26 protein-coding genes are annotated in these 23,476 nt (G+C 34.4%); 18 read left to right on the forward strand and 8 right to left on the reverse strand.

What is annotated here, in order from left to right:
• From PHQ93_RS02290 to PHQ93_RS02310, 5 genes are all read left to right on the forward strand, one after another.
• Positions 1 to 813: an STAS domain-containing protein gene (locus PHQ93_RS02290; protein WP_299940327.1), complete on the forward strand. Its 813-nt coding sequence runs from the start codon at positions 1 to 3 to the stop codon at positions 811 to 813.
• A complete protein-coding gene (locus PHQ93_RS02295; RefSeq protein ID WP_299940330.1) occupies positions 806 to 1,579 on the forward strand; it encodes a GGDEF domain-containing protein in 774 nt (257 codons plus the stop codon). The genes PHQ93_RS02290 and PHQ93_RS02295 overlap by 8 nt, the downstream gene beginning before the upstream one ends.
• Positions 1,580 to 1,630: 51 nt before the next feature.
• Positions 1,631 to 4,207, forward strand: coding sequence for an EAL domain-containing protein (locus PHQ93_RS02300; RefSeq protein WP_299940333.1), 2,577 nt, complete (start codon positions 1,631 to 1,633; stop codon positions 4,205 to 4,207).
• 214 nt (positions 4,208 to 4,421) lie between these two features.
• A complete protein-coding gene (locus tag PHQ93_RS02305) occupies positions 4,422 to 5,225 on the forward strand; it encodes a HAMP domain-containing sensor histidine kinase (protein WP_299940335.1) in 804 nt (267 codons plus the stop codon).
• Positions 5,222 to 5,893 (forward strand): response regulator transcription factor, encoded by a 672-nt coding sequence (locus PHQ93_RS02310; protein ID WP_299940337.1) that lies wholly within the window; start codon positions 5,222 to 5,224, stop codon positions 5,891 to 5,893. The genes PHQ93_RS02305 and PHQ93_RS02310 overlap by 4 nt, the downstream gene beginning before the upstream one ends.
• Here the strand turns inward: PHQ93_RS02310 and PHQ93_RS02315 are convergent.
• The 3 genes from PHQ93_RS02315 to PHQ93_RS02325 are packed head-to-tail and all read right to left on the reverse strand — an operon-like array spanning position 5,885 to position 8,799.
• Entirely contained in the window at positions 5,885 to 7,225 is a 1,341-nt protein-coding gene (locus PHQ93_RS02315) for a sensor domain-containing diguanylate cyclase (protein ID WP_299940339.1), read from the reverse strand. The genes PHQ93_RS02310 and PHQ93_RS02315 overlap by 9 nt on opposite strands.
• Positions 7,212 to 7,607, reverse strand: coding sequence for a hypothetical protein (locus tag PHQ93_RS02320; protein WP_299940343.1), 396 nt, complete (start codon positions 7,605 to 7,607; stop codon positions 7,212 to 7,214). Before PHQ93_RS02320 ends, PHQ93_RS02315 begins: the two co-directional genes overlap by 14 nt.
• Positions 7,608 to 7,620: 13 nt before the next feature.
• Positions 7,621 to 8,799, reverse strand: coding sequence for a hypothetical protein (locus PHQ93_RS02325; RefSeq protein ID WP_299940346.1), 1,179 nt, complete (start codon positions 8,797 to 8,799; stop codon positions 7,621 to 7,623).
• A gap of 115 nt (positions 8,800 to 8,914) precedes the next feature.
• Between PHQ93_RS02325 and gatB the strand changes: the two genes are divergently transcribed.
• From gatB to PHQ93_RS02345, 4 genes are read left to right on the forward strand one after another with little or no spacing between them, the layout of a single operon-like run.
• Positions 8,915 to 10,339: an Asp-tRNA(Asn)/Glu-tRNA(Gln) amidotransferase subunit GatB gene (gene gatB, locus PHQ93_RS02330; protein ID WP_299940348.1), complete on the forward strand. Its 1,425-nt coding sequence runs from the start codon at positions 8,915 to 8,917 to the stop codon at positions 10,337 to 10,339.
• Entirely contained in the window at positions 10,340 to 11,905 is a 1,566-nt protein-coding gene (locus PHQ93_RS02335) for an ion transporter (RefSeq protein WP_299940350.1), read from the forward strand.
• A complete protein-coding gene (locus tag PHQ93_RS02340; RefSeq protein WP_299940353.1) occupies positions 11,902 to 12,606 on the forward strand; it encodes an NAD-binding protein in 705 nt (234 codons plus the stop codon). The genes PHQ93_RS02335 and PHQ93_RS02340 overlap by 4 nt, the downstream gene beginning before the upstream one ends.
• Positions 12,599 to 13,489 carry an NAD(P)H-dependent glycerol-3-phosphate dehydrogenase gene (locus tag PHQ93_RS02345; protein ID WP_299940356.1) on the forward strand — a complete coding sequence of 297 codons (891 nt, stop codon included), beginning with the start codon at positions 12,599 to 12,601 and terminating at the stop codon, positions 13,487 to 13,489. The genes PHQ93_RS02340 and PHQ93_RS02345 overlap by 8 nt, the downstream gene beginning before the upstream one ends.
• Before the next feature lie 26 nt (positions 13,490 to 13,515).
• On the opposite strand, the gene PHQ93_RS02350 is transcribed toward PHQ93_RS02345, so the two are convergent.
• Positions 13,516 to 13,890 carry a cytochrome c gene (locus PHQ93_RS02350; protein ID WP_299940359.1) on the reverse strand — a complete coding sequence of 125 codons (375 nt, stop codon included), beginning with the start codon at positions 13,888 to 13,890 and terminating at the stop codon, positions 13,516 to 13,518.
• A gap of 149 nt (positions 13,891 to 14,039) precedes the next feature.
• Here PHQ93_RS02350 and PHQ93_RS02355 point away from each other — a divergent pair, with 149 nt between their 5' ends.
• The gene (locus PHQ93_RS02355; protein WP_299940361.1) at positions 14,040 to 14,330 is read left to right on the forward strand and encodes a Dabb family protein; all 291 of its coding nucleotides are present in this window, start codon (positions 14,040 to 14,042) and stop codon (positions 14,328 to 14,330) included.
• A gap of 61 nt (positions 14,331 to 14,391) precedes the next feature.
• Here the strand turns inward: PHQ93_RS02355 and rny are convergent, their stop codons facing one another.
• Entirely contained in the window at positions 14,392 to 15,960 is a 1,569-nt protein-coding gene (rny, locus tag PHQ93_RS02360) for a ribonuclease Y (RefSeq protein ID WP_299940364.1), read from the reverse strand.
• A gap of 1 nt (position 15,961) precedes the next feature.
• Entirely contained in the window at positions 15,962 to 16,534 is a 573-nt protein-coding gene (locus PHQ93_RS02365; protein WP_299940367.1) for a 5-formyltetrahydrofolate cyclo-ligase, read from the reverse strand.
• A 63-nt stretch (positions 16,535 to 16,597) separates the two neighbouring features.
• On the opposite strand from PHQ93_RS02365, the gene PHQ93_RS02370 reads away from it, so the two are divergent.
• The 6 genes from PHQ93_RS02370 (at position 16,598) to acpS (ending at position 20,884) form a co-directional block, all read left to right on the forward strand.
• Positions 16,598 to 17,161 carry a TlpA disulfide reductase family protein gene (locus tag PHQ93_RS02370; protein WP_299940368.1) on the forward strand — a complete coding sequence of 188 codons (564 nt, stop codon included), beginning with the start codon at positions 16,598 to 16,600 and terminating at the stop codon, positions 17,159 to 17,161.
• A complete protein-coding gene (ftsY, locus tag PHQ93_RS02375; RefSeq protein WP_299940371.1) occupies positions 17,162 to 18,040 on the forward strand; it encodes a signal recognition particle-docking protein FtsY in 879 nt (292 codons plus the stop codon).
• Positions 18,041 to 18,178: 138 nt separating this feature from the next.
• Positions 18,179 to 19,525: a DNA repair protein RadA gene (gene radA, locus PHQ93_RS02380; protein ID WP_299940375.1), complete on the forward strand. Its 1,347-nt coding sequence runs from the start codon at positions 18,179 to 18,181 to the stop codon at positions 19,523 to 19,525.
• A 79-nt stretch (positions 19,526 to 19,604) separates the two neighbouring features.
• Positions 19,605 to 19,862: a hypothetical protein gene (locus tag PHQ93_RS02385; RefSeq protein ID WP_299940385.1), complete on the forward strand. Its 258-nt coding sequence runs from the start codon at positions 19,605 to 19,607 to the stop codon at positions 19,860 to 19,862.
• Between the two features lie 62 nt (positions 19,863 to 19,924).
• Positions 19,925 to 20,509, forward strand: a complete 585-nt coding sequence (fliL, locus tag PHQ93_RS02390; RefSeq protein ID WP_299940387.1) for a flagellar basal body-associated protein FliL — start codon at positions 19,925 to 19,927, stop codon at positions 20,507 to 20,509.
• Positions 20,510 to 20,884, forward strand: coding sequence for a holo-ACP synthase (acpS, locus tag PHQ93_RS02395; protein WP_299940389.1), 375 nt, complete (start codon positions 20,510 to 20,512; stop codon positions 20,882 to 20,884). It abuts the gene before it with no gap.
• On the opposite strand, the gene thiS is transcribed toward acpS, so the two are convergent.
• Positions 20,852 to 21,052 carry a sulfur carrier protein ThiS gene (gene thiS, locus PHQ93_RS02400; RefSeq protein WP_299940391.1) on the reverse strand — a complete coding sequence of 67 codons (201 nt, stop codon included), beginning with the start codon at positions 21,050 to 21,052 and terminating at the stop codon, positions 20,852 to 20,854. The two genes, acpS and thiS, sit on opposite strands and share 33 nt — an antisense overlap.
• 45 nt (positions 21,053 to 21,097) lie before the next feature.
• Positions 21,098 to 21,994 (reverse strand): cation diffusion facilitator family transporter, encoded by an 897-nt coding sequence (locus PHQ93_RS02405; RefSeq protein WP_299940394.1) that lies wholly within the window; start codon positions 21,992 to 21,994, stop codon positions 21,098 to 21,100.
• A gap of 93 nt (positions 21,995 to 22,087) precedes the next feature.
• Between PHQ93_RS02405 and cmoB the strand changes: the two genes are divergently transcribed.
• Both cmoB and PHQ93_RS02415 read left to right on the forward strand, forming a co-directional pair.
• Positions 22,088 to 22,984 carry a tRNA 5-methoxyuridine(34)/uridine 5-oxyacetic acid(34) synthase CmoB gene (gene cmoB / locus PHQ93_RS02410; protein ID WP_299940396.1) on the forward strand — a complete coding sequence of 299 codons (897 nt, stop codon included), beginning with the start codon at positions 22,088 to 22,090 and terminating at the stop codon, positions 22,982 to 22,984.
• The gene (locus PHQ93_RS02415) at positions 22,984 to 23,472 is read left to right on the forward strand and encodes a hotdog domain-containing protein (protein ID WP_299940398.1); all 489 of its coding nucleotides are present in this window, start codon (positions 22,984 to 22,986) and stop codon (positions 23,470 to 23,472) included. The genes cmoB and PHQ93_RS02415 overlap by 1 nt, the downstream gene beginning before the upstream one ends.
• Positions 23,473 to 23,476 lie beyond the last annotated feature (4 nt).

Below are 23,476 nucleotides of genomic sequence, written 5' to 3' on the forward strand. Positions count from 1 at the left end.
ATGAATCAAAAAATAAAAGAACAGTTACAAGATCTCATCAAAGTACACTCATCGGAGCTGATTGAAGAGTGGGTTAAGTTTTTTAGCGAGAGTGAAAAAGAGGTGCAAAGCCGCTACTACGATGACTTTTTAGGTTTTTTTGAGGAGTGTGTAGAAGAAAATTTAGATGTTAAAAGTGAATCGGCTCAAACAATGTCAATGTTTTTAGGTAAGTTATATGAGATACTCGGTGATGACTACTTTTTTAACTTTCAAGAGTCCGTATATACTTGCTATATGAAGTTTCCTCTCTTCGCTGTTTTAGATAAAAGAGATGAGTTTCATTATGAGATTGCAAAAATGCTTACGGCATTTTTCGAGTCAATGACTTCAAAGATGATTATAAAATTGCTGCATAAAAATCAGGAGCTTGTGCGTTCAACTAACTCTGAGCTTGAGGAGAGAGAAGCTCCCATGAGTGAGATATCCGAGGGTGTTTTAATGGTTACTCTTGTGGGAACGCTTGATTCAAACCGTATCTTAAAGATTATTGATAAGGTTTTAAAAAATTTAGAAAATGTAAATATTACGGATGTTATCATTGAGATAAATTCTATCTTTGATATCAACAGCGAAATAGCACAGCAGATTGTCAAGCTAAACAACGCCATCCATTTTATGGGTTCTCGCTCTTATATAAGTGGTGTAAATGCAAATATTGCCAAAAATCTCACTCATCTTGGGATTTCTTTGGGTGATGTAAAAACATACAGAACTACAAAGGAGGCTATAAAGAGCATTCAACTTTCTAAAAGGGTTGAGGCAAATGCTTGATTTTATAGCTGCAGGAGCGCTCTTTGATGCCTCTACAAAAAAGATATCGGAATCGACGCAAACTTTTAACTCTCTTTTTACAAAAGAGGTATCTCTAGATGAACTTCTAGCAAATCTTGAGATAGAAGCAACTTCTGATGATCTTCCATATGCGCAGTGGATGATGATTGGGGATGAGAACTATTTTTTTACTATAAGATTTTTGCAAAGTACGATAGCCGTGATTTTGTATCGTGATCCGCTTATCGAAGAGCTCTATGTAACACTGAAAAACGAATCTCTTTATGATTCTTTAACGGAAGGGCTGCATAAAAACCATGGAGAAGCGCGCATTTGTAATGAGTTAAAGCTCTATACAAGATACTCCGAAAATGCGTTTTGTGTTTTGATTTACGATATAGATTTTTTTAAAAAAGTAAATGATACTTACGGTCATTTGGCAGGTGATTTTATACTCAAAGAACTCTCTTTGAGAATTAAAACTATTTTAAGAGATACGGATGTGTTTGTTCGTTTCGGAGGAGAAGAGTTTTTGATACTTCTTCCTATGACAAAGATAGCAGGTGCTATGGTCATAGCAAAAAGGATTTTGAGTGTTGCTGCATCAGAACCATTTCTTTTTCAAAACTACAAAATAGATGTCACCATAAGCATAGGGATAACATCTCCACTTAAAAGCGACACTATAGCAACATTGATAGCAAGAGCAGATCAAGCGCTTTACAAAGCAAAAACAAACGGTCGCAATAGGATTGAGTATCTCTAGTGCAGATTTCAAAAACATAATTTTTTAATATTAAAGGAGACCTTTTTAACAATGTTCCATATTGACTTTAATAGAAAAATCTTTTGGGTTATTGCTATTCTTGTAGTTTTTTCCAATACTCTTCTTACTTACACAATGTATAAAAAAAATCAAGAAACGATTGAAGTTATGGCATTATCAAAAGCAGATAATCTTAAAAACTATTTTATTTCCATGAGAAATATATATCATCATCAATTTTTAAATAGCGGTCTAGATTTAAATGATACAACTATCGGATTCTTGCCTGCTCATGCTTCTACCCTTATAAGTGACAAGTTTGTTGAACTCTCCCGAGATGGAACAGCAATTAGAAATGTAACAGATAGAGCTAGAAACGAAAAAAACAAAGCAGATAAGTTTGAACTTGAAGCGATTGAATATTTTAAAAATAACCCACAAAAAATTATGCTTATGAAAAAAATAGAACAAAACGGAAGAAATTTTTTTAACTTTACCTCACCGCTCATTATAGAACCTTACTGTATCTTATGCCACGGGAAAAAAGAGGATACTTTGCCATCTATCCAAAAGATGTATGATAATGCTTATGACTATAAAGTAGGTGATATCCGCGGTGTTACAAGTGTAAAAATCCCTTCAGAAGAATTAACAAATGAAAGTATGCAAAGTTTTTATAGTATTGCGATTTTTAGCTGGATTACCACACTTTTTTTGCTAATCATTATCTACTATGCCATCAGAAAGCTTACTATTAAAGATGTTGAGCAGAAGATGCTCCTTCAAAGTGAAGTAAAGATAAAAACAGCCAATCTTGAAGAACAAAAAAATGAGTTAAAAATTGCCAACACAAAACAGCAATATCTACTCTCATTACTTAGAACTGTTGCCGATTGCAATCAGATTCTTATAACTGCAAAAAACATCAACGAACTCATACAAAATACAACCATATCTATGTACTCAAATACTTCATTTGCAAGTATTAAAATCTCAATTTTTGAAGATGGTAAACAGCGAGTAAAAAGCTCTGTAGGACTTGATGAGGAGATGGAGGTGCTGCCGCTAGAAGAGGATGTTTTTAAAAATAATCATAATCTATTTTTAAAAAGTTTTGACGACTCTATGCCGCAAGAGTGTTTGAAAAAAGTAAAAAGACACAACATTACAGAAGTGTATGCTCTTCCGCTTAGAAAAGAACACTATGCCAAAAAGGCTCTTGGAGCTATGGTAATATATTCTATTAAAGAAAATGGTTTCTCTATGGAAGAGAGAGATATGATAAATGAACTTGCTGGTGATATTGGTTTTGCAATCAACTCTTTGTATCAAAAAGATGCAATCAATCAGCTCTCCTATTATGATCAACTGACAAACCTTCCAAATCAAAATCTTTTTGAGCAGCATTTAAATCAAGCCTTTTTAAAAAGTAGTGCAAGTTTAAAATATGGTGCCGTTTTATTGTTGGATTTTGATGATTTTAAAAATGTAAATGATCTTATGGGCAAAGATATAGGTGATGAAGTTTTAAAAGAGATGGCAAACAGGCTTGTATCTAAAATAGATAAGACATCTATGATCTCAAGATTTGGAGGAGATAGATTTTTAATTTTAGTTGAAGATCTCTCAAGCGAGGAAAAAGAGTCTGCAATTATCTTAAAGCATATTGCACAAAAAATAGTAGCACTGGCAAAAGAGCCTTTTATCTTAGATAGCAAAACTTTTCATCTAACATGTAGCATAGGAATCGCTCTCTTTTTTGATCATAAAACTTCATTAAAGACAATTTTAAATCAAGTAGAACATGCTATGAGAGTTGCAAAAGAGAGTGGAAAAAATCTTATAAAATTCTATGATCAAGCACTTCAGGATATGACAAATTCAAGGTCTTTGATGTTACAGAATCTTAAAGAGGCGGTTTTAGAACATCAATTTGTTCTTTACTATCAAAAACAAGTTGATAGCAATGCAAATGTTATAGGTGTTGAAGCGCTTATAAGATGGCAACACCCTAACTTAGGATTTGTATCTCCAAGTGAGTTTATCCCTGTTGCAGAAGAGAATGATATTATAAAAGAGATTGGTGCTTATGTGCTAAATGAAGCTACAAATCTCATCGTAAAGTGGGCTAATGATGAGGTTAAAAAAGAGTGGAAAATCTCGGTAAATATCAGTCCAAAGCAGTTTAGAGATGAAAACTTTGTGGACAATATTAAAAATTTAATAATCTCAAAAAATATAGATTCAAAGAAGCTAAGAGTTGAGCTAACTGAGAGTGTTGCGATAGATAATCAAGAGAGTGTCATGCAAAAAATTAATGAATTAAATCGATTTGGTATTTCTATCTCGATTGATGATTTTGGAACTGGATATTCAAGTTTAAGATACCTTAAGCATCTGCATATTGATGAACTCAAAATAGATCAATCATTTGTCTTGGGATTAGGTAAGAACTCTTCAGACAAAACCATCATAAAAACTATTCTTACAATGGGAGAAGAGTTTGGTTTTGAGGTTATTGCAGAGGGCGTTGAGACAAAAGAGCAGTTTGAGGAGCTTAAAAATCTTGGGTGTAACTATTTTCAAGGATATCTGTTTGCTAAGCCTTGTCCCGAAAATGAGCTGTAAATCCAACTGTTGTATCAAACACTTCAAAGCTACAATTTTGTTTTATAACTATAAAATTTGAAGCTTAAAAAATATTGTAGTCATGGAAGAGAATAGCAGTTTACTTTTTGAGCTTTTAGATAAAATGGTAGAAGAGATAAATATGCAGATGTCGTTAAAAAAATGATAGTGACATTGCAAAATATATAAAATTTAAAACAGAAGGAATATCGCATTGGATTATTTAATACTTATCCTGCCTCTCTCTTTGTTGCCGGTTTTTTATTATAGAGATCTTTATAAAAAAGAGAAAAATCAGAGGCTAAATATTGCAAAAGATCTCGATATCTTAAGTAAACAACAAATCTTTTTTATAAAAAAAATGATTCATGAGATGAAAACGCCCCTAAGTGCCATAGAGTTACATCTTTCTATAATGGCAAAAGAGCATTGCTGTACAAAAAGTGTTGCCATGATAAAAAGTTCTACGCGTACGCTAGCAACGATTTATGATGATATTGCCTTTCATGCTGGAAAAGAGAAGATTTGTTATCCGGCGGAGTGGATAGAGCTGGAGGAGTTTGTTGCCGATAGAGTGCTTTACTTTGATGCGATGGCAACTATTAAAAATATTTTTTTAGATTTTCATGTGGAGAGTGATTTTTATATCTGCATGAGCAGAGTAGAGCTTCAAAGACTCATCGACAATACGCTCTCAAATGCCATAAAATACTCAAAAAAATCATCTGAAATAGTAGAAATTATCATCACAAATGATAATGAAGAGTTAAATCTTATCTTTAGAGATAAGGGTATCGGGATGAGTGAGGCAGAGGTTCAAAACCTTTTTAAAGAGTACTATAGAGTGAGCAACAATATTCAAGGACTCGGTCTTGGAATGAGCATCATCAAAGAGATTTGTGACGACTATGGTATTTCTATAAAGATTCAAAGTATTAAAAAAGAGGGAACTACTTTTATCTATAAGATTCCAAAAGAGATTGTTAAAAGAGAAGTGAAAAACAGAGGTGTAGTATGAAAGTTCTTCTTTTAGAAGATGATTTTAGCACCAACGCTGCCATAGTGCATGAGCTTGAAGCATTCGGGTTTATAGTTGATTCATGTTTGGATGGGGAGTGTGCTATGGATATGGTTCACCAAAAGCAGCACGATCTCTATGTGCTTGATATCAATGTTCCTAATTTTGACGGTTATGAAGTTTTAGAGTTTATTATAGAGAGATATCCAAATGCTCTGACTATTATGATCTCAACTCATATAGAGATTGAATATCTTAAAAAGGCTTTCATACTTGGAAGTAACGATTTTTTAAAAAAACCCTTTGAGATAGAGGAGCTTCTGCTTCGCATAAGAAATATCATGCGGCTGGCAAATCCTCAAGGAAATAAAGAAGTGATTGATTTGTCGCAAGGGTATACCTACTCGCTTCTTACCGGTGAGCTTCTTTATTATGATTTGTGCGTTAAACTGACAAAAAAAGAGTCTCTTTTGCTGCGTCTTTTGGTTCAAAATTTGGGTAATATCGTAAGTTTTGAGAATATAAAAAATTATGTTTGGGATAACGAGGAGGAGGTCTCTTTGATTACAGTTCGTTACTGGATTTGTGCGCTTATAAAAAAGTTAAAGAACGGGATGATTGTTAATGTGAGAGGCGATGGATACCGTTTAAGAAAATTATCACACTAATAAAGATTGGTAGCAAACAACCTGATTGCGACCGCCGCCTTTTGCTCTGTAGAGTGCTTTATCCGCGTTGTCTATAATTGATTGTGCACTATCTTGGTCTGTGCAGGTTGCTATACCAAAACTTGCTGTTTTTTTGCCTGCCGTAGTAAAATGAGACTCTTCAATTTTGCTTCTTAAATGTTCAGCCAAAGAGAGTGCTCCGTTTTGATCCGTTTGCGGGCAGACAATTATAAACTCTTCACCGCCCCATCTACCTACATAGTCGGTGTCTCTAATACTCTCTTTGAGAATATCTGCAAACTCTTTTAAAATCGAATCACCGACAAGATGACCGTGCGTGTCGTTGACAAGTTTGAAATAGTCTATATCGATTAAAATCACTGAACATGTATGGTCGTATCTCTTTTTCTTTTTAAGTTCAGTGTCAAGTATTTCATCGATTTTTACTCTATTGAAAACATTTGTAAGTCTATCCGTAATGTAAAGAGCATCTAGCTCTTTTTTTGCATCGGATAGCTCTTCATGGCTTTTATGAAGTTTATTAATAAATATATTTATTGATTTGACTATTTGACCAAGTTCATCATAAGAAACTATGCAGAGTCTCTTTTCAAAATCAACATCTCCTCTAGCTATCTCTTTTGAATCATCGACTATTCTTTTTATCTTATATTTTATATCTCTGTAAACTAAAAATATAATTAGAGTAGATATAAAAAACCATATAGAAAATATGAAGTTTCCGTTAAATAAGATAAAATTTGTATTACAGTAGAGAGAGTTGAAATTTTTTTCAATATCATTTTTTATTTGTAATTTTAAACTTTTAAATAAGCCGTCAATTTCATTATAATTTTGAACTAAAACTTTTGTATCATTTTCAATATTTGTATAGCATTGATTATTTTGTATTATTTTAGCAGAGACCTCTTTTACTGTTTGATAGTAGTTGTTAAAGGCGGTTATACTCTCTTTTATCTCTTTTTTATAGCTGCTGTCTATATATATGTTTAAATTTTCTCTTATTTTATCGGCATTTTTATTAGAATCATCTATCCATTCTACCTCTTTTGCAGATACTGCACTATTCATTTCGTTAACAATTTTTTCTAATAATAAAATATTATTAAATGAAATTTCTTGCAGCGGCATCAACTCATTGTTAACACTGTTTACGGATTGTTTCATCTCTAACATATTTAAAAATATAAAGATATAAAAAGGCAGGACTAAAATTAGACCAAACAGGGGAGCTAATAAAAATTTTTTAAGAATAGATAGAGAGTGGTAGCGAAAAACTATATTTCTAATAGTTTTTTTAATTTTCTTCATAGATAATTTTCCACTCATTTCTTAAGTCATTCTTATCTATATAAGCGATGGTGTTTGGAACTTGAAGTTTTTTTACAAGATCTTGCCAATCTAATCTTTTTGATATCGGTTTTCTGCCCGTAAAGACAAGTCTAGCCCAGTAGCTATTGTATTGGGATTCGCTTTTGGACAAAATATGATTGCAAAATTCATTATGTAGATTTTTATCATCCGATAAAATGGGTTCTACTTTTATGCTCTCAATTTTGTCTATTTTTGCCAGATAGATATATTGAATTATCTCTTTTGGGATATTGTTTAGTTGAGAATTTTTATTTGTTACGACTACTATTTGCGCATTTAAGAGGTGCATACCAAGCAGTAGTGAGAAAATGATTTTCATGCGCCAAACCCTCTCAAAATATAAAATCCAAAGCAAATGAGAAGACATTTAACTCTTGCGGCTTTTGCAGGGTGCTTAAGTGATAGCTTCCGTAGTCACCTTTTGGAACAACATGCTCATATTGAAATTTTATGTCAAAATGTTCATTTATATAATATTTCATCCCGATTGTTTCTGATGATTGTGCCAAATTTTGGGCACGAAGCAGAGCATCTAAGGCATATACGCCGGTATTTGCTTCGTAAGTTGCTACATCCATTTTACTTTTTGCGTATGTTGCAAAAGGAATTAGTTTATCAAAACTATATCCCAAAGTAGCGGAATAGCCGTGGACATTTGCAAAAAAACTAGGGATTTTTCTATGTCCGCATTCACCGGAAAATATAATATTGTTATAATCTAAAAAAAGTCCAAATCCCAAGTATTCAGATTTTTTGTCTTTAAATTCATACTTATCTGCCAACTCGTTTAATCCGTATGCACGCAAACCCCCAAAGAGTTGGTCTAGTGATAGGCTTGATGCGGTTATATCGGCATTTAGATATGTAACTCTTGCCTGCAGGGCAGTCGTGCCGAATGTCAAGTTTACTGCATATAAATCATTAACTTCTACATTTGCTTTTTGATTTAGTGAATGGATGGGAACCGTTAGATTTTCTTTTCCGTAGTTTGCCTGAAGTGTATAAAAATATTTATCTATGATGTTTGAATAGATTGCTTCGATACCGTTGTACGATGAGAAAGGAACTTGACCGTAAACTTCTACACTCTCTCTTATCATAAGGTTTGAGTAGCCTACATTCAGATTGTCTGAATTTTTATAATAAGGCGTTCTAATTCTGCCGACTTTAACGATAATGTTTTCGCCTGAATCATACTTCAGGTATCCCCAATCGATTTTTGCTTTTATTTCGTCGTTATAGTCGTTGTTTACTATGCCTTGAAGCAGCAGGGAAAATTTTTCATTGATGTTTAGCGTAGTCTGCAGACCGATTAAAGTATCGGTTTTAAAACTTAAATTACCTGATGAGCCATCTTTTTGAAAGATGTCTTTTCTATATATATAATTGCTATTATCGTTATATACACCGCCGATTGTTCCAAAAGTTTTTATATCAAACTCATTTGAATAAGCAGGTAAAGTCGACAATAAAAAAATAGTAATTTTATGTAAAATATTTTTGATTTTCATGGTCAATTATTATACAGCAAAACATGACTTTTGTATTATTTTTAATTATGTTTATGAAAGTTAAAAGCATAATTGGGTAAAATCTACTGTAATTTTATATTTTTTAAGGAACATTATGTTTGAAGTAGTTATCGGTCTGGAAGTTCATGTTCAATTAAACACAAAAACTAAACTCTTTTGCTCGTGCCCGACGAGTTTTAATCATAAACAAAATACAAATACATGCCCGACTTGTTTAGCACTGCCCGGGGCACTTCCTGTACTGAACAAAGAGGTGCTTCATAAGTCCGTAATGCTTGGAACCGCGATTGAGGCAACTATAAATCAAACATCATATTTTGATAGAAAAAGCTACTTTTATCCGGATAGTCCTTCGGCTTATCAGATTACTCAGCTTTACACGCCGGTAGTCGAGCACGGAAAACTACGCATAGACTTTGAGGACGCTACGCATAAAACTATTCGTATCAACCGTGCTCATATAGAAGCGGATGCCGGAAAAAACATACATGACGGTCCTATCTCTAAAGTTGACTTAAATCGTGCAGGAACACCGCTTTTAGAGATTGTAAGCGAACCTGATATGAGAAGTGCACAAGAGGCTATCCTTTATCTTAAAAAACTTCACTCAATTATACGCTACATTGATATCGGTGATGCAAATATGCAAGAGGGATCTTTCCGCGTCGATGTGAATGTCTCTATCCGTCCAAAGGGCGACGAGAAGCTCTATACTCGTGTAGAGATAAAAAATATTAACAGTTTTAGATTTATCCAAAAAGCCATAGAGCTTGAAGTTGAGAGACAGATTGAGGCTTGGGAAGACGGTGTTTACGATAAAGAGATAGTTCAAGAGACAAGACTTTTTGACCAAACTAAGCAAGAAACCCGCTCTATGCGTGGAAAAGAGGAAGCGGCGGATTATCGTTATTTTCCTGAACCTGACTTGTTAAAAGCAGTCGTAACGGATGAGATGATGCAGGAATTTTCAAAAATTCCTGAACTTCCTGATGAGAAGATGGCTCGTTTTGTAAAAGATTACGGCATGAGCGAATATAACGCGATGGTTGTTACTTCATCGGTTGAAATGGCGCACTTTTTTGAGGCTATGATGGAAGAGGGCATCAGTGCTAAAAATGCTCTTACATGGCTTACGGTTGAGTTGCAGGGCAGATTTAAAGGGGATGTAAATATTACAAATTCTCCCGTAGATGCCAAAACAATCGGATTTTTAGTAAAAAGAATCGAGGACGGCACTATAAGCGGAAAAGCGGCTAAAGAGGTTCTTGATTATCTGATGGATAAGGGTGGAGATGTAGATAGCGCAATCAATACGCTAGGGCTTAAACAAGTAAGCGACAGCGGAGCATTAGAGGCAATCTGCGATGCCGTCATTGCTGCAAACGGCGATAAAGTTGCAGAGTATAAAAGCGGAAAAGATAAGCTTTTCGGTTTCTTTGTCGGTCAAGTTATGAAAGAGTCTAAGGGTAGTGCTAACCCACAAACAGTAAATGACATTTTAAAAGAAAAGCTGGGGTAGATGAATTTTTTTACTCGCTGGGTTGTTGATTTTGCATATTTTTTAAACACATCGGAAGCTTATCAGCATAAAAAGCGATTTGTTTATGATATCTTAGAAAACGATAAATATCAATACAAAAGATATTTTGATATTTTTATGATAACGCTTATCTTTTTAAGCGTTGCAATTTTGATAGCTGAAGTTAAATCTGAGATGAATATATATCTAAAAATTTTAAATGTATATATTATCTCTTTCATTTTTTTTATCGAGTATTTGCTTCGGTTTTGGATAAGCAGCAGTGTTAGCGAAATTATTATAAATAAAAGCGAACATGCTACGGCACTTGGTAGGGAGTTTTATCTTTATCGAGCGTTAATAAACGCTATGAAAACAAAACTTATTTTTGTTTTTTCCTTTAAAGCAATAATAGATTTGCTTGCTATTTTACCTTTCTTCCATGAGCTGAGACTGCTTCGTCTATTTGTTCTTTTTAGAGTTTTTAAGTTATTTAGATACACAAAGAGCTTTCAAACTTTTACTTCGGTGCTTTCTACAAAAAAATTTGAATTTTTTATTTTATTGATGTTTTCATCAATAGTTATTTTTGTCTCATCGGTACTCATTTATGTAATGGAGGCGCATAATCCAAAATCACCGATAAATACACTTTTTGATGCCGTTTATTGGTCGGTAGTTACAATAGCAACTGTGGGATACGGCGATATCGTACCCGTGACGATGGAGGGTAGAACGGTTGCTATTTTTGTTATTATCGCAGGTGTTTCGCTTTTGGCTTTTACAACCTCAATCGTCGTCTCTGCTTTTACGGAAAAGCTAGATGAGATAAGAGAGATAAAAACGATTGACAATATTAGAAAACTTAAGCACTTTTATCTTATATGCGGATATCAGAATGTGGCTCAAGAGGTAGTTAAGAAATTAAAAGATTCAAAGATAAGCATTATCGTTTTAGATGAAGATATACATAGAATAGAGAACGCAAAAAAAGATGGACTTATTGCAGTAAATTATGATCCGGGAGATATAGAGAGCTATAAAAAGCTAGGTATTGATATAAATGTGCAAGTTAAGTCAATATTGTGTCTTAGAGAGAGTGATATAGAAAATGTATATACAACCTTAACGGTTAGATCAATAAGTAAAGATGTAAATATCATATCGCTGCTTATGGATGATGCAAATAGAAATAAACTTAAATTCGCCGGTGCAAATGAGATACTCTATCCAAAAGGTATAGTAGGAATGATCTCTAAAGAGTTGATAGGAAGACCTGTGGCTTTTGAAGTTATACATGCACTTAGAAATGATTACTACGGCGTAGATGTCGAAGAGATTTTAGTGGATGACAGAATGAGTCAAAATATACTATATGTAAGTGAGTTAAACAATTCCAAATTTAGAGTTATTTTGCTTGGAATATATAAAAAAGATACTAAAAGATTCTTTTTTAATCCGCTTGAGAGCACTCTTCTTGAGAGTGGGGATTATCTTCTGGCTATAGGAAATTCTGCTTTTATGAGAGAGTTTGAAAAACATTTACATAAGAAGATTAGAAAATGAAAAATAGAGCCGCTTTGATTTTCGGATATAACGATTATGCTTTGGAGATTGCTAAAAATGTTACATATGAGTATGAGAATGTTTACCTGTATAGTTTAAATAGTGAGCAAGATATTTTAAGAAACAGGTCTTGTTTTGAAGTAAAAAGTTTCGATTTAAGCGATAAGTGGGATGATTTGAATGAAAATATCGATATTGAAAATTCTATAGCATTTTGCGTTTTAGAAGATAGTGCAGAGAATATTTTTTTAACAATTTCGCTGAGGTCTTCATTTGTCAATCTAAATATCATAGCCCTCTCAAACAACAAGCAAACGGCAAACAAATTACAAATGGCGGGTGCAAACAAGGTTATACCTCTTGTTCAAACGACGGCAGAGATGATTTCAGAGATGTTGCAAAAACCTATTGTTAAAGATGTTTTTCATAAAATTTTATTTGAAAGCGGTGCGTTAAAAATTGCTCAAGTTAAGGTAAATGAGAGTAATTGTTATATAGGCAACTCTGTCTCGGACATAGATTGGAGTAAAAGATACGGCATCGTGGTTTTAGCAATCGTAAATGAAGATATGAGTAGCGAATTTATATATTCATCCAAAGTAAAGCATCATATAGTAAGTAAAGATGATATGTATATAGTTGTCGGATATGAGACGGATATAAAAGAGTTTGAAAAAATGACTGGGAGTACATGTGACTAAAGTAGGAGTAATCGGAGCCGGTAAATGGGGTTTGGCTTTGGCTTTTGCATTAAGCCAAAAATGTGAAGTTTATATAACTTCAAGAACGCCTAGAGATATAAAAAATTTTGTCTCTCTTGATGATATCTTAAAGTTAGAGTATTTGATTATTACCATTCCTGCGCAGGAAATATCTTTATGGCTTGAAGAAAATTTCAGATTTACGAATCAAAAAATTTTAGTAGCATCAAAAGGGATAGAAGCGACAACCGGAAAGTTTTTAAATGAGATATATGCTTCGTATATTCCTGATGAAAATATAGCATTTCTCTCAGGTCCGTCGTTTGCGGCAGAAGTTATGAAATCCCTGCCGACTGCACTAGTCGTTAATTCTAAAAATGAAGAGTTAAGCACTGAGTTTGCCTCATTTTTCCCCTCTTTTATAAAAACATATATATCAACCGATGTTGTAGGCGCGGAAGTTGCGGGGGCTTATAAAAATGTTATAGCTATTGCCGCAGGTATTTGTGAGGGTTTGGGTCTTGGTAAAAATGCCGCAGCTTCACTTATATCAAGAGGTTTAGTTGAGATGCAGAGATTTGGCAAAGTATACGGTGCAAAAGATGAGAGTTTTATAGGACTTAGCGGAGCAGGGGATCTCTTTTTAACCGCATCATCGACTATGAGCAGAAATTTTCGCGTCGGTTTGGGTATCGCAGAGGGGAAATCAAAAGAGCAAATAGTAAAAGAGATTGGAGAGGTTGCCGAGGGTATAGGAACTACTTACGCACTCTATGAAATTGCAAAGCAAAAAGAGTTGTATCTTCCCATTGCAAGAGAAGTATACAATATGCTAGAGGGGCTTGACCCGCGTGTAAGCTTAAGCAATTTTCTTGCAAATTGATAGCCAAAAAGCCGGCTATCGTAGTTTTAAAAAGATTTTTCTTCTATTATATATTCAGCAATTAGTTTAAGTTCGTCTTGTGTTACTTTACCCTTTTGTGAGGGCATAACGCCAAATAATTTTACGGTGTCTTTTGGAAACAGCATTTTATCTTCACTAGGACTGATTGCATAATCAATTATATATTTTATTTTGTCTTCTTTATTTTCATAGCTCTCTCTAGCTTTTCTAGTTATTGCCCAATAAGGCGGTGCTTTCATGTTTTTTAACTTCTCTGCAGATACTACCCCCATTAAATGGCATTCCCCGCACTTTTTAACAGCTAACTCTTCTGCATCCGTAGAGGCAAACAGCACTGTAAAAGAAGCAGCTAGCAGAGACAGACTTACTAATTTTTTCATGATAACACCTTTTTTTATAAAATAAGATAATCAAAATTATAACATATGTTTATTGCAATTGTATGAGTGTAAAAATTATAATTTAAGATTTTTTCATGGTTTTATTGCACCTTTTTAGCTAGAATTGCATCAAAAAAATAAGGCTTATAATGATAGTTCATATAGTTATGTTTAGGTTTAAGGATGAAAACAGAGGCGCAAATATTGAAGAAACTAAAAAGAGATTGAATTCTTTGGTTGATTTGGTTCCAACTCTAAAATCAATGGAGGTCGGCGTGAACTTTACGGTTGCAGATAGAGCGTTTGACCTCTCTTTATACTCTACATTTGATACAAAAGAGGATTTGGATGCTTACGCTATTCATCCTGAGCATTTAAAGGTTGTTGAATTTATAAAATCAGTAACTGCCGAGTCAAAAGTAGTTGATTATATTTTGTAGCAGATAAGGCTTTTGCATATCATAATTTTGATATGCAAAAAGGTACGCCGTTATGAGATTTTTATCTGGCAAACTCTACGGCTCTGCTCTCGCGAATAACATTGACTTTGATTTCACCCGGATATTGAACTTTATCTTCTATCTCTTTGGCTATCTCTTTTGCCATTAAAATGGCTTCATCATCGTTTATAAGTGATGCATTGACAATAACTCTTACTTCTCGTCCTGCATTAATAGCATAAGCTTGTTTAACGCCGATATGTTGTGATGCTATCTCTTCTATCTCCGTTACTCTTTTTAAGAAGCTCTCTAAAACTTCTCTTCTGGCTCCCGGTCTTGCCGCAGAGAGAGCGTCAGCGGCACAAACTGCGCCACACTCTATGGAGTTAATCTCTTCATAGCCGTGATGAGCGTAAATAGCATTTAAAACTATGCTATGCTCGTTATAGCGATTGCAAATAGCCGCACCTAAATCTACATGATTGCCTTCGCTGTCATGAGTAACCGCTTTGCCTATATCATGCAGTAGTCCGGCTCTTTTTGCAAGTCTAACATCTCCGCCCATTTCAGCAGTCATAATTCCGGCTAAATGAGCAACTTCAAGAGTATGAGCAAGAGCATTTTGTCCATAACTCGCACGATAACGAAGCTTGCCGATAAGCTTGATAAGTTCAGGATGCATAACACCTACATCTAAATCGGCTACTATCTCTTCACCCTCATTTAGCGTATTTGCTTCAAATTCATCACAAACTTTATTATAAATCTCTTCAATGCGAGCCGGTTGAATACGACCGTCTTCTATAAGCAACTCTATTGTTTTTGTTGCAATTGCACGCCTATAGAGATTAAAGCTGCTTACAAGAATCACATTCGGCGTATCGTCTATAATAATATCTACGCCCAAAAGAGTCTCAAGAGTTTTGATATTTCTGCCCTCTTTGCCGATTATGCGACCTTTTAGCTCATCATCGGAAAGATTTATAATATTTGTCAGTCTCTCGGCTGCAAATTCACCGGCATACCTGCTTGTGGCTTGAGCTAAAATATAATTTGCTCTTTTTTTAGCTTCATTTTTAGCTTCATTTTCATATTTTCTGACAATGTGAGCTATCTGCGCACGAGATTTCTCTTCTACTTTTTCCAGTAAAACAACTTTTGCTTCATCTTTCGTCATACCTGCACAATACTCAATTGCATTAAGTGCTTCGTCTATTTTCTCTTCATATCTCTTCTTAAGTGAGCTTAGAGACTTTTCATTTCTTTTTAAATCAACTTGTCTAGCTTTTAAAGTAGCAACTTCATCTTGAAGTTTTTTCTCTTCATTTTGTTTATAACGCTTAAAGCTTTGCTCTTTTCTCATAATATCATCTTCTCTTTGCAGAAGATCTATTCTAGCTTTTTCTTTTGCACTTTCATATAGTTTTGTAGCTTCTAACTCTATCTCTTGAGATTTGATATTAGCTTTATATAAAAGCAACTGTGCTTCATTTTCAATAGCACCTGCTTGAGCTTTGGCTTTTTCGACATAAATATCAAAATTAGCACTAGTTATTTTTTTAGAGATGAAAAATCCAATAAGTCCACTAACGACGGCTGCTGAGCCGCCGATTAGTACCTCATTTAGCATTTTACTTCCTCTTTATAGCCATATTTTTGTTTTGCACTTTAATATGCGGTGTGATAATTAAATCGCATGTGATGTCATAATCATCACAAATAAATTTTTTTGTAAAACAAAATTCTGATTGTATAAAAATTGTGTATGGTCTCTTTTTAAACTTTGCAAAGAAACGATCATACATCCCTTTTCCAAAACCAACTCTTTGTAAATTTCCATCTACACCGACTATCGGTACTATGGCTATATCTATTTTTTTAATTTTTCTTAAACTGTTTCCCGCTTCATAAATACCAAACTTTTTTTTCTTAAGCGGTAACCTAAATGGTACCATCTTAAAACTTTCGCCTTCCATAAACGGTACGAAAATATCATATTTTTTTCTGAGTATTTTAATCGGTTTTGCCGTATCTGCTTCAAAAGGCAAGGATGTATAAAAAAGTATCTTCTTATTTTTAAATTTTTTAAGTTCTCTAAGTAATAAAGAGCTTATTTTTGCATTTTTGTATATACGATTATGTTTTGGACTATTTTTAATTTTATCTAGACAATTTTGTCTAAAAATTGTTTTTGTAAGAGGCATATAAAATCTTTATGGTTATAATTTTGTTTATTTTACTCAAAAAACAGAAAACAAGGCAGGCAAATGTTTAAAAAATATATTTTACTTATATCGATATTATCGGCGATTTTATTTCAAGGTTGTTCAAATAACAAAGAAAAATCTAGCAGTAGCGCAAATGAGATGCTCTCTGGTCCCGAATATGTATTAACGGGTCTTGATAAAAAAGAGTATGTCGTAAAAAAAAGCGCCCAAGGCTTTGTTTTAGAAGGTGCAAAAGATAAAGTAGTTATTTTTGACATATTTGCAACTTGGTGTCCGCCTTGTCGTACAGCGGCTTCTCACTTAACTTCTCTTCAAGAGAAATATAAAGATAAACTTATAATTATCGGGATTACTATTGAAGATAAGGTAGAGAATGCAAAATTAGAAGAGTTTGCACAAAAGTATAAAGCAAAATATATTTTAGTAAATTCGGATCAGAACCGCCGTCTAAGCGATGCAATCGTAAAAGAGTTGAAACTAGGTGAGAGATATCCTATCCCTACTATGGCAATGTATAAAAACGGAACTCTCATAAATCATTATGTCGGTGCAACGCAAGAAGAGTTTGTAGACAGTGATATTAAAAACGCTTTGGGCAAATAGATGTTTGGATTTATAAAAAAATCGCTTAGTAAAACCGTAGAGGCTATAAAAGCGGTAGTTCCAAAAAAACAGCTATCATTTTCTAAAAGCGAGATTGAAGATATTTTACTCGAAGCCGATGTTGAGTATGAGTTAGTAGAGATTATTTTAAATGAGATTTATCAAAGCAAGGTTACTCGTGATATTCTTAGACCAAAACTGCTCGCTACGCTTGCGCATACAACTTACAAGGAACCGGAATTTACACCTCCGTTTGTTGAGTTGATTGTTGGAGTAAACGGTGCCGGAAAGACAACGACCATATCTAAACTTGCGCTAAAATATAAGAATGATGGTAAAAAAGTTATGCTTGGTGCAGGAGACACTTTTCGTGCCGCTGCCATAGAGCAACTTACTCTTTGGGCAAAAAAATTAGATATTCCCATAGTGGCTTCAAAGCAGGGTCACGATAGCTCGGCTGTTGCCTATGACACCATAGATTCTGCCAAGTCAAAAGGATTTGATAATGTCATTATTGATACTGCAGGAAGACTTCACACGCAAACAAATCTGGCAAATGAGCTAAAAAAAATCAACCGTATTTGCGATAAAGCTCATAACGGTGCACCTCATAGAACCATTCTTATTATTGACGGAACACAAGGAAACTCGGCGATTGCTCAAGCAAAAGCATTTCATGAGATGATAGGTATTGACGGGATTATTATTACAAAACTTGACGGCACTGCAAAAGGCGGAAGCATCTTTAGTATCGCTTATGCTCTTGGACTTCCTATTCTCTTTGTCGGAACAGGCGAAAAACCAGAAAATTTAACTCCGTTTGATAAGTATGAGTTTGTTGACGGTCTGCTTGATGCTATATTTGAAGAAGAGCATTAAGGTCACCTTTGCCATCGCTTTTGGGTACTGCTCATTTTAGTGCGTGACATTAAGTAAAATATGACAATTTGTCATATTTTACTATCTACAACACTATATTATATATAATCACTCAAATCCTTTTAAGAGGTTAAAAATATGTCCAAAAAAAAGATTCTTTTTGAGTGCCAACACTGCGGATTAACAACTCCTAGATGGATGGGTAAGTGTACAAATTGCGGAGCTTGGGACTCTTTTGTTGAGTTAAATGAGCATCAGCAGGAAGTTGCAAAACAGACAAAATCAACTTCAGGCTCATCTACAAAAGCACAAAGCATTAATGATATAAAAGAGGAAGAGATTTTTAGGTTTAGTTCCGGAAATATAGAGTTAGATATGGTGCTTGGCGGCGGAGTGGTTCCCGGTTCACTGACTCTGATCGGCGGAAGTCCGGGTGTAGGAAAATCAACTCTGCTTTTAAAAGTAGGCGGCGATATAGCTTCTAGCGGACAGAATGTTCTTTATGTAAGCGGCGAGGAGTCAAGCGGACAGATAAAACTTCGTGCAAATAGGCTAAAATCAAATCAAGATTCGCTTTATCTGCTTAGCGAAATAAGATTGGAGCAGGTTATTATTGAACTTGAACATCGTGCTTATGATTTTTTAATTATAGACTCAATCCAAACTATGTATTCTGAAAATATCTCATCGGCTCCCGGTTCCGTAACCCAAGTAAGACAGATTACATTTGAACTTATGAGAATTGCAAAAGAGAGAAACATTGCTATTTTCATTATAGGACATATCACAAAAGAGGGTTCAATCGCGGGTCCAAGGGTTTTGGAACATATGGTAGATACGGTTCTCTATTTTGAGGGCGATTCTTCGCAAGAGCTTAGAATACTTAGAGGTTTTAAAAATCGTTTCGGACCTACTAGTGAAATAGGTGTTTTTGAGATGAGAAGTGACGGTTTGGTATCTGCAACGGATGTTGCATCGAGATTTTTTAACCGCAACTCAGAACAATCAGGCTCGGCTTTGACTGTTATTATGGAAGGCTCTCGTCCAATAATACTTGAGGTTCAGGCACTTGTCTCAGAATCTCATACGGCAAATTCAAAAAGACAAGCTACAGGATTTGATACAAATAGACTTAATATGCTCTTGGCACTCTTAGAGAGAAAACTTGAAATTCCTTTATCCGGATATGATGTATTTATTAATATTACCGGAGGAATTAAAATAAGTGAAACATCTGCCGATTTAGCAGTTCTAGCGGCTATTATAAGTAGTTTTCGCAATCGTGCCATATCAAAACAGACTATTTTTATAGGTGAAGTTTCGCTGGTGGGAGATGTAAGGGAAGTTTTTGGAATGGATGCAAGGCTTAAAGAGGCTAGTATGCAAAATATTTCAAAAGCGCTTGTTTCAAAAAAACCGTTAGAAAAATCGGCTATTAAAATATTTGTAGTAGACGAAGTTACAAAACTTTTAGAGTGGTACTGATTTTTGAGATATTTAAATCTCTTTTATCGTATTAATAGTATAATCGCCCTATTTAAATATTTTTAAAGGAAACTGATAGATGGATGCCAAAGTAAGAAGTGAAGAGAAATTTGTTAAATTATCAATAGCGTATGAAGGAAAAGAGGAAGGTGAATTGGTCTGCTCTACGATTGATAAAATTGTTTCTAAGTATGATATAAAACCTGAAATGTATACTTGCAATCTATCCAATAAAAAAGATGTAGTCGTCATCGAGTATCATGATGATGTTGAACGCGAAGCGGGTGATATATTTGAAGAGATTATAAAAACTTTAAATATAACTATTTGTGATTGATTATTACAAAATAGTACTTATTAAATTTTGATATATTAATAAACCAAAATCAAGGAAGAATTATGTCTGAGAAAGAGACTAAAGAAGAAGCTGGTACAGAAAAGAAAAAATCCGGTAATACATTGATGTTAGTTATCATTGTTGTTTTATTGCTAATCATCATCGGTGGTGGATTGGTCGCATTTCTCTTATTGCATGGAGATGAAAAAGATGCTGCGGCACATGGTGCGGCTCCTCAGGCTCACGAAAAAGCTGCACCCGCACCTGCACCGGCGGCACATGCACCTGCACCGGCAAAAGCTAAAGGTGATGGAGATGAAATTGCTTCAAGAAAGTTAAGTGAAATTGGAGTTTTATATCCATTGGACACTTTTACCGTCAATTTAAAAAGTGATTCAGGGCGTCGTTATCTTAAGGCTACCGTTTCATTAGAATTAAAAGGTCCTGAGTTAAGTGTAGAGCTTGATAAAAAAACGGCAGTTATAAGAGATAGAATTATTAGAATTTTGACATCTAAGACATTAGAAGAGATTTCTTCTGCCAAAGGCAAACAAAAAGTAACTGAACAAATCGTTGAAGTTTTAAACTCTATGCTTGCTGATGGAAGTGTAAAAGGTATCTATTTTACAGAGTTTGTTATACAGTAGATGATTGGTATAGATCTTATAAAAACATCTCGTATGAGTCGCTTTATGGAGCGATTCGGAGATAAAGCCCTTTATAGATTTTTATCTAAAGATGAAGTGTCACTCGTTAAAAACTACAAAACAGCTTCCGGATTTTGGGCGGCAAAAGAGGCTTGTTCAAAAGCTCTTGGTGTCGGTATCGGTTCAGAGTGCAGCTTTCATGATATAGTTATATACAAAACAAAAAGCGGCGCACCGAAACTAAAATTATCAGAGAAGCTTTTAAATAACTTTAATATTTTAGATTTAAGCATCTCTATTACCCATGACGGCGAGTATGCGATAGCAGTAGTAGCTATAGAATCAGCCCCCGCCGACAAAATCCAACAACTCTAACTTGTCCATCTCTTTTAAAGAGTAAGTTGCCCAATTTCCTTGTTTGACTATCTCCATATTTACGGCTGCTGCCATTACCTTGCCTGTTAAACCCAACTCTTCTAAAAGATGCTCAAGGGTAATATTCTCGTTAAACTCTTTTGTTTCGCCGTTAATTATAAGTTTCATTCTTTCTCTTTTTATAAGTTTAAAATCTTGATTAAAGTTAGGTTGTTAATTATACAAATCCTCACTCTCGTTTATCTGTGAATCATCGTAAGGATCCATATGTATAAGAACGTGTACTTTTTTTTCTTTAAAAAGTTGTTTTAACTTTGCTTCTAACTTATCTGAAATCAGATGCGCGTCATATAGCGATATGCTGACATTAAAAACAATATGTACGGATATAAAAATATGCGAGCCTGACTCTCTTGTTTGTAGATGATGATAGTTTGTCGTCTCTTTTTGACTCTCAATAACATCCGTAATTTTTTTAATGTCACTTTCACAGAGTGCGGCATCAAGAAGCATCAGAATACCCTCTTTAATAATAGGTATTGCCGAGTAGATCATATATATGCCGATACCAATACCAAGAATTGAATCAATTAAATCTTCACCGGTTAATGAAACAAGACCAAGTGCTAAAAGAACCGCACCGTTTGAAAAGATATCGGTTTTATAGTGGAGCGCATCAGCTTTAATGACCATATTACCTGTTTTTTTAGCAACTTTGTTTAGGAACAGAACCAGTATAGATGTTATTAATATAGAAGCTAACATTACAAAAATAGATACACCCATAAATTCCATCTCTCGCGGATGGGCTATTTTTATAAGTGCTTCATAAAGTATAAAAAGTGCCGAGAGCGATATTATAGTGCCTTCTATAACCGCTGCTAGAGGTTCTATCTTACTTCTTCCATGGTGAAATTTATCATCAGGATCTTTTTCAGAATTATGCAGCGCAAAGTAGTTAAAAAGAGAGACTGTTAAATCGAGCAAGGAGTCTATGGCTGATGCTAAAACAGCGATAGAACCGCTTAAAATACCAACAGTCATTTTCATAATAACAAGCAGTGTAGCTACGGATGTAGATATTACGGTCGCTTTTTTTTCTAATCTCATTTTTAGTCCTGTATGTTTTAAGGTACAATTATAGTAAAATTAATATTAAAATTATAGATTATGGTAATTATGATGAATAGGGCGGTTGTGTAAATGAATTTACAAGAGTTGAGAAATCAAAGAGAGAAGTGGATGAGATGGAAAAATATAGCTCCGCTTAGAGAGGCACTTGATAGTTTACAAGACGGTTCTTGGGAAGTGAAACTCGGTGATGCCGTTACAATTAGCGGTGAGATTAATGACCCTTTATATGTAGAGAGTGTAGCTAGAATGATGATGCCTTGGAGAAAAGGTCCGTTTGAGCTTTTTGACACGTATATAGACTCCGAATGGAGAAGCAATATAAAATACAACCTTTTGCGAAAACATTTTAATTTAAAAGATAAAAGAGTTGCCGATATAGGATGTAACAACGGATACTATCTTTTTAGGATGCAAGAAGATTCTCCTAAATCCCTTGTCGGTTTTGATCCGTCGCCCTTATATAAAACACAATTTGATTTTATAAATCATTTTGTAAAGAGCGATATTGTTTATGAACTTTTGGGTGTTGAGCATTTGGAATTTTATGAGGAAAAGTTTGATACCATCTTTTGTTTGGGTGTTCTTTATCATAGAAGTGATCCCATCGGAATGTTAAAATCTCTTTATAAGGGGCTTGACAATGAGGGTGAAGTAATATTGGACACTTTTTATATTGATAGTGATGATGAGATGTGTTTGTGTCCCGAGTCGTCATACTCCAAGATACCCAATATCTATTTTGTACCGACTATAAAAGCTTTGAGAAATTGGTGTTTAAGAGCGGGGTTTGATAGTTTTGAGGTTTTAGAAACTTCTACTACGGATAGTAATGAGCAAAGAAAAACTTCTTGGATTGAGGGGCAGTCGCTAGAGGATTTTTTAGATAAAAACGACAATACTAAAACGGTTGAAGGTTATCCGGCACCTGCTAGAGTATATGTAAAATTGATTAAGGATAAGAGATAATGGGTAATGCAGAAGATCTTTTTGAAGATGATGAAGGGTTAGATATAGATGGATATAAAAACAAAGATGATGTTATATTAAAAACGCATGAGAGAATAAATCAAGATTTATGCGGAGAGATAGAGAAACTAGAAACAGGGTATATAGAATTAAAATTGGTAACAAATCATGACATGATTGCCGATTCTAAAAATCTGATACACGGCGGATTTATTTTCAGTGCCGCCGATTATGCCGCTATGGCTGCCGTTAATGAAAAAAATGTTGTTTTAGTGGCAAGTGACTGTCAGTTTTTATCACCAGTAAAATTTGGCGATATAGTAAACTTTGTCGCTAAAGTCCGTCATAAAGAGGGTAGAAAAAGAAATGTGCATGTAACGGGACATGTATTAGAGATAAAAGTTTTTGAGGGCGAGTTTAAAACTGTCGTAACTGATAGACATGTTTTAAAGTTAAGGTTGACCGATACGGAAGATGACGATGAATAGGTAA

It is taken from the genome of Sulfurimonas sp. (assembly GCF_028714975.1).
GTDB lineage: Bacteria > Campylobacterota > Campylobacteria > Campylobacterales > Sulfurimonadaceae > Sulfurimonas.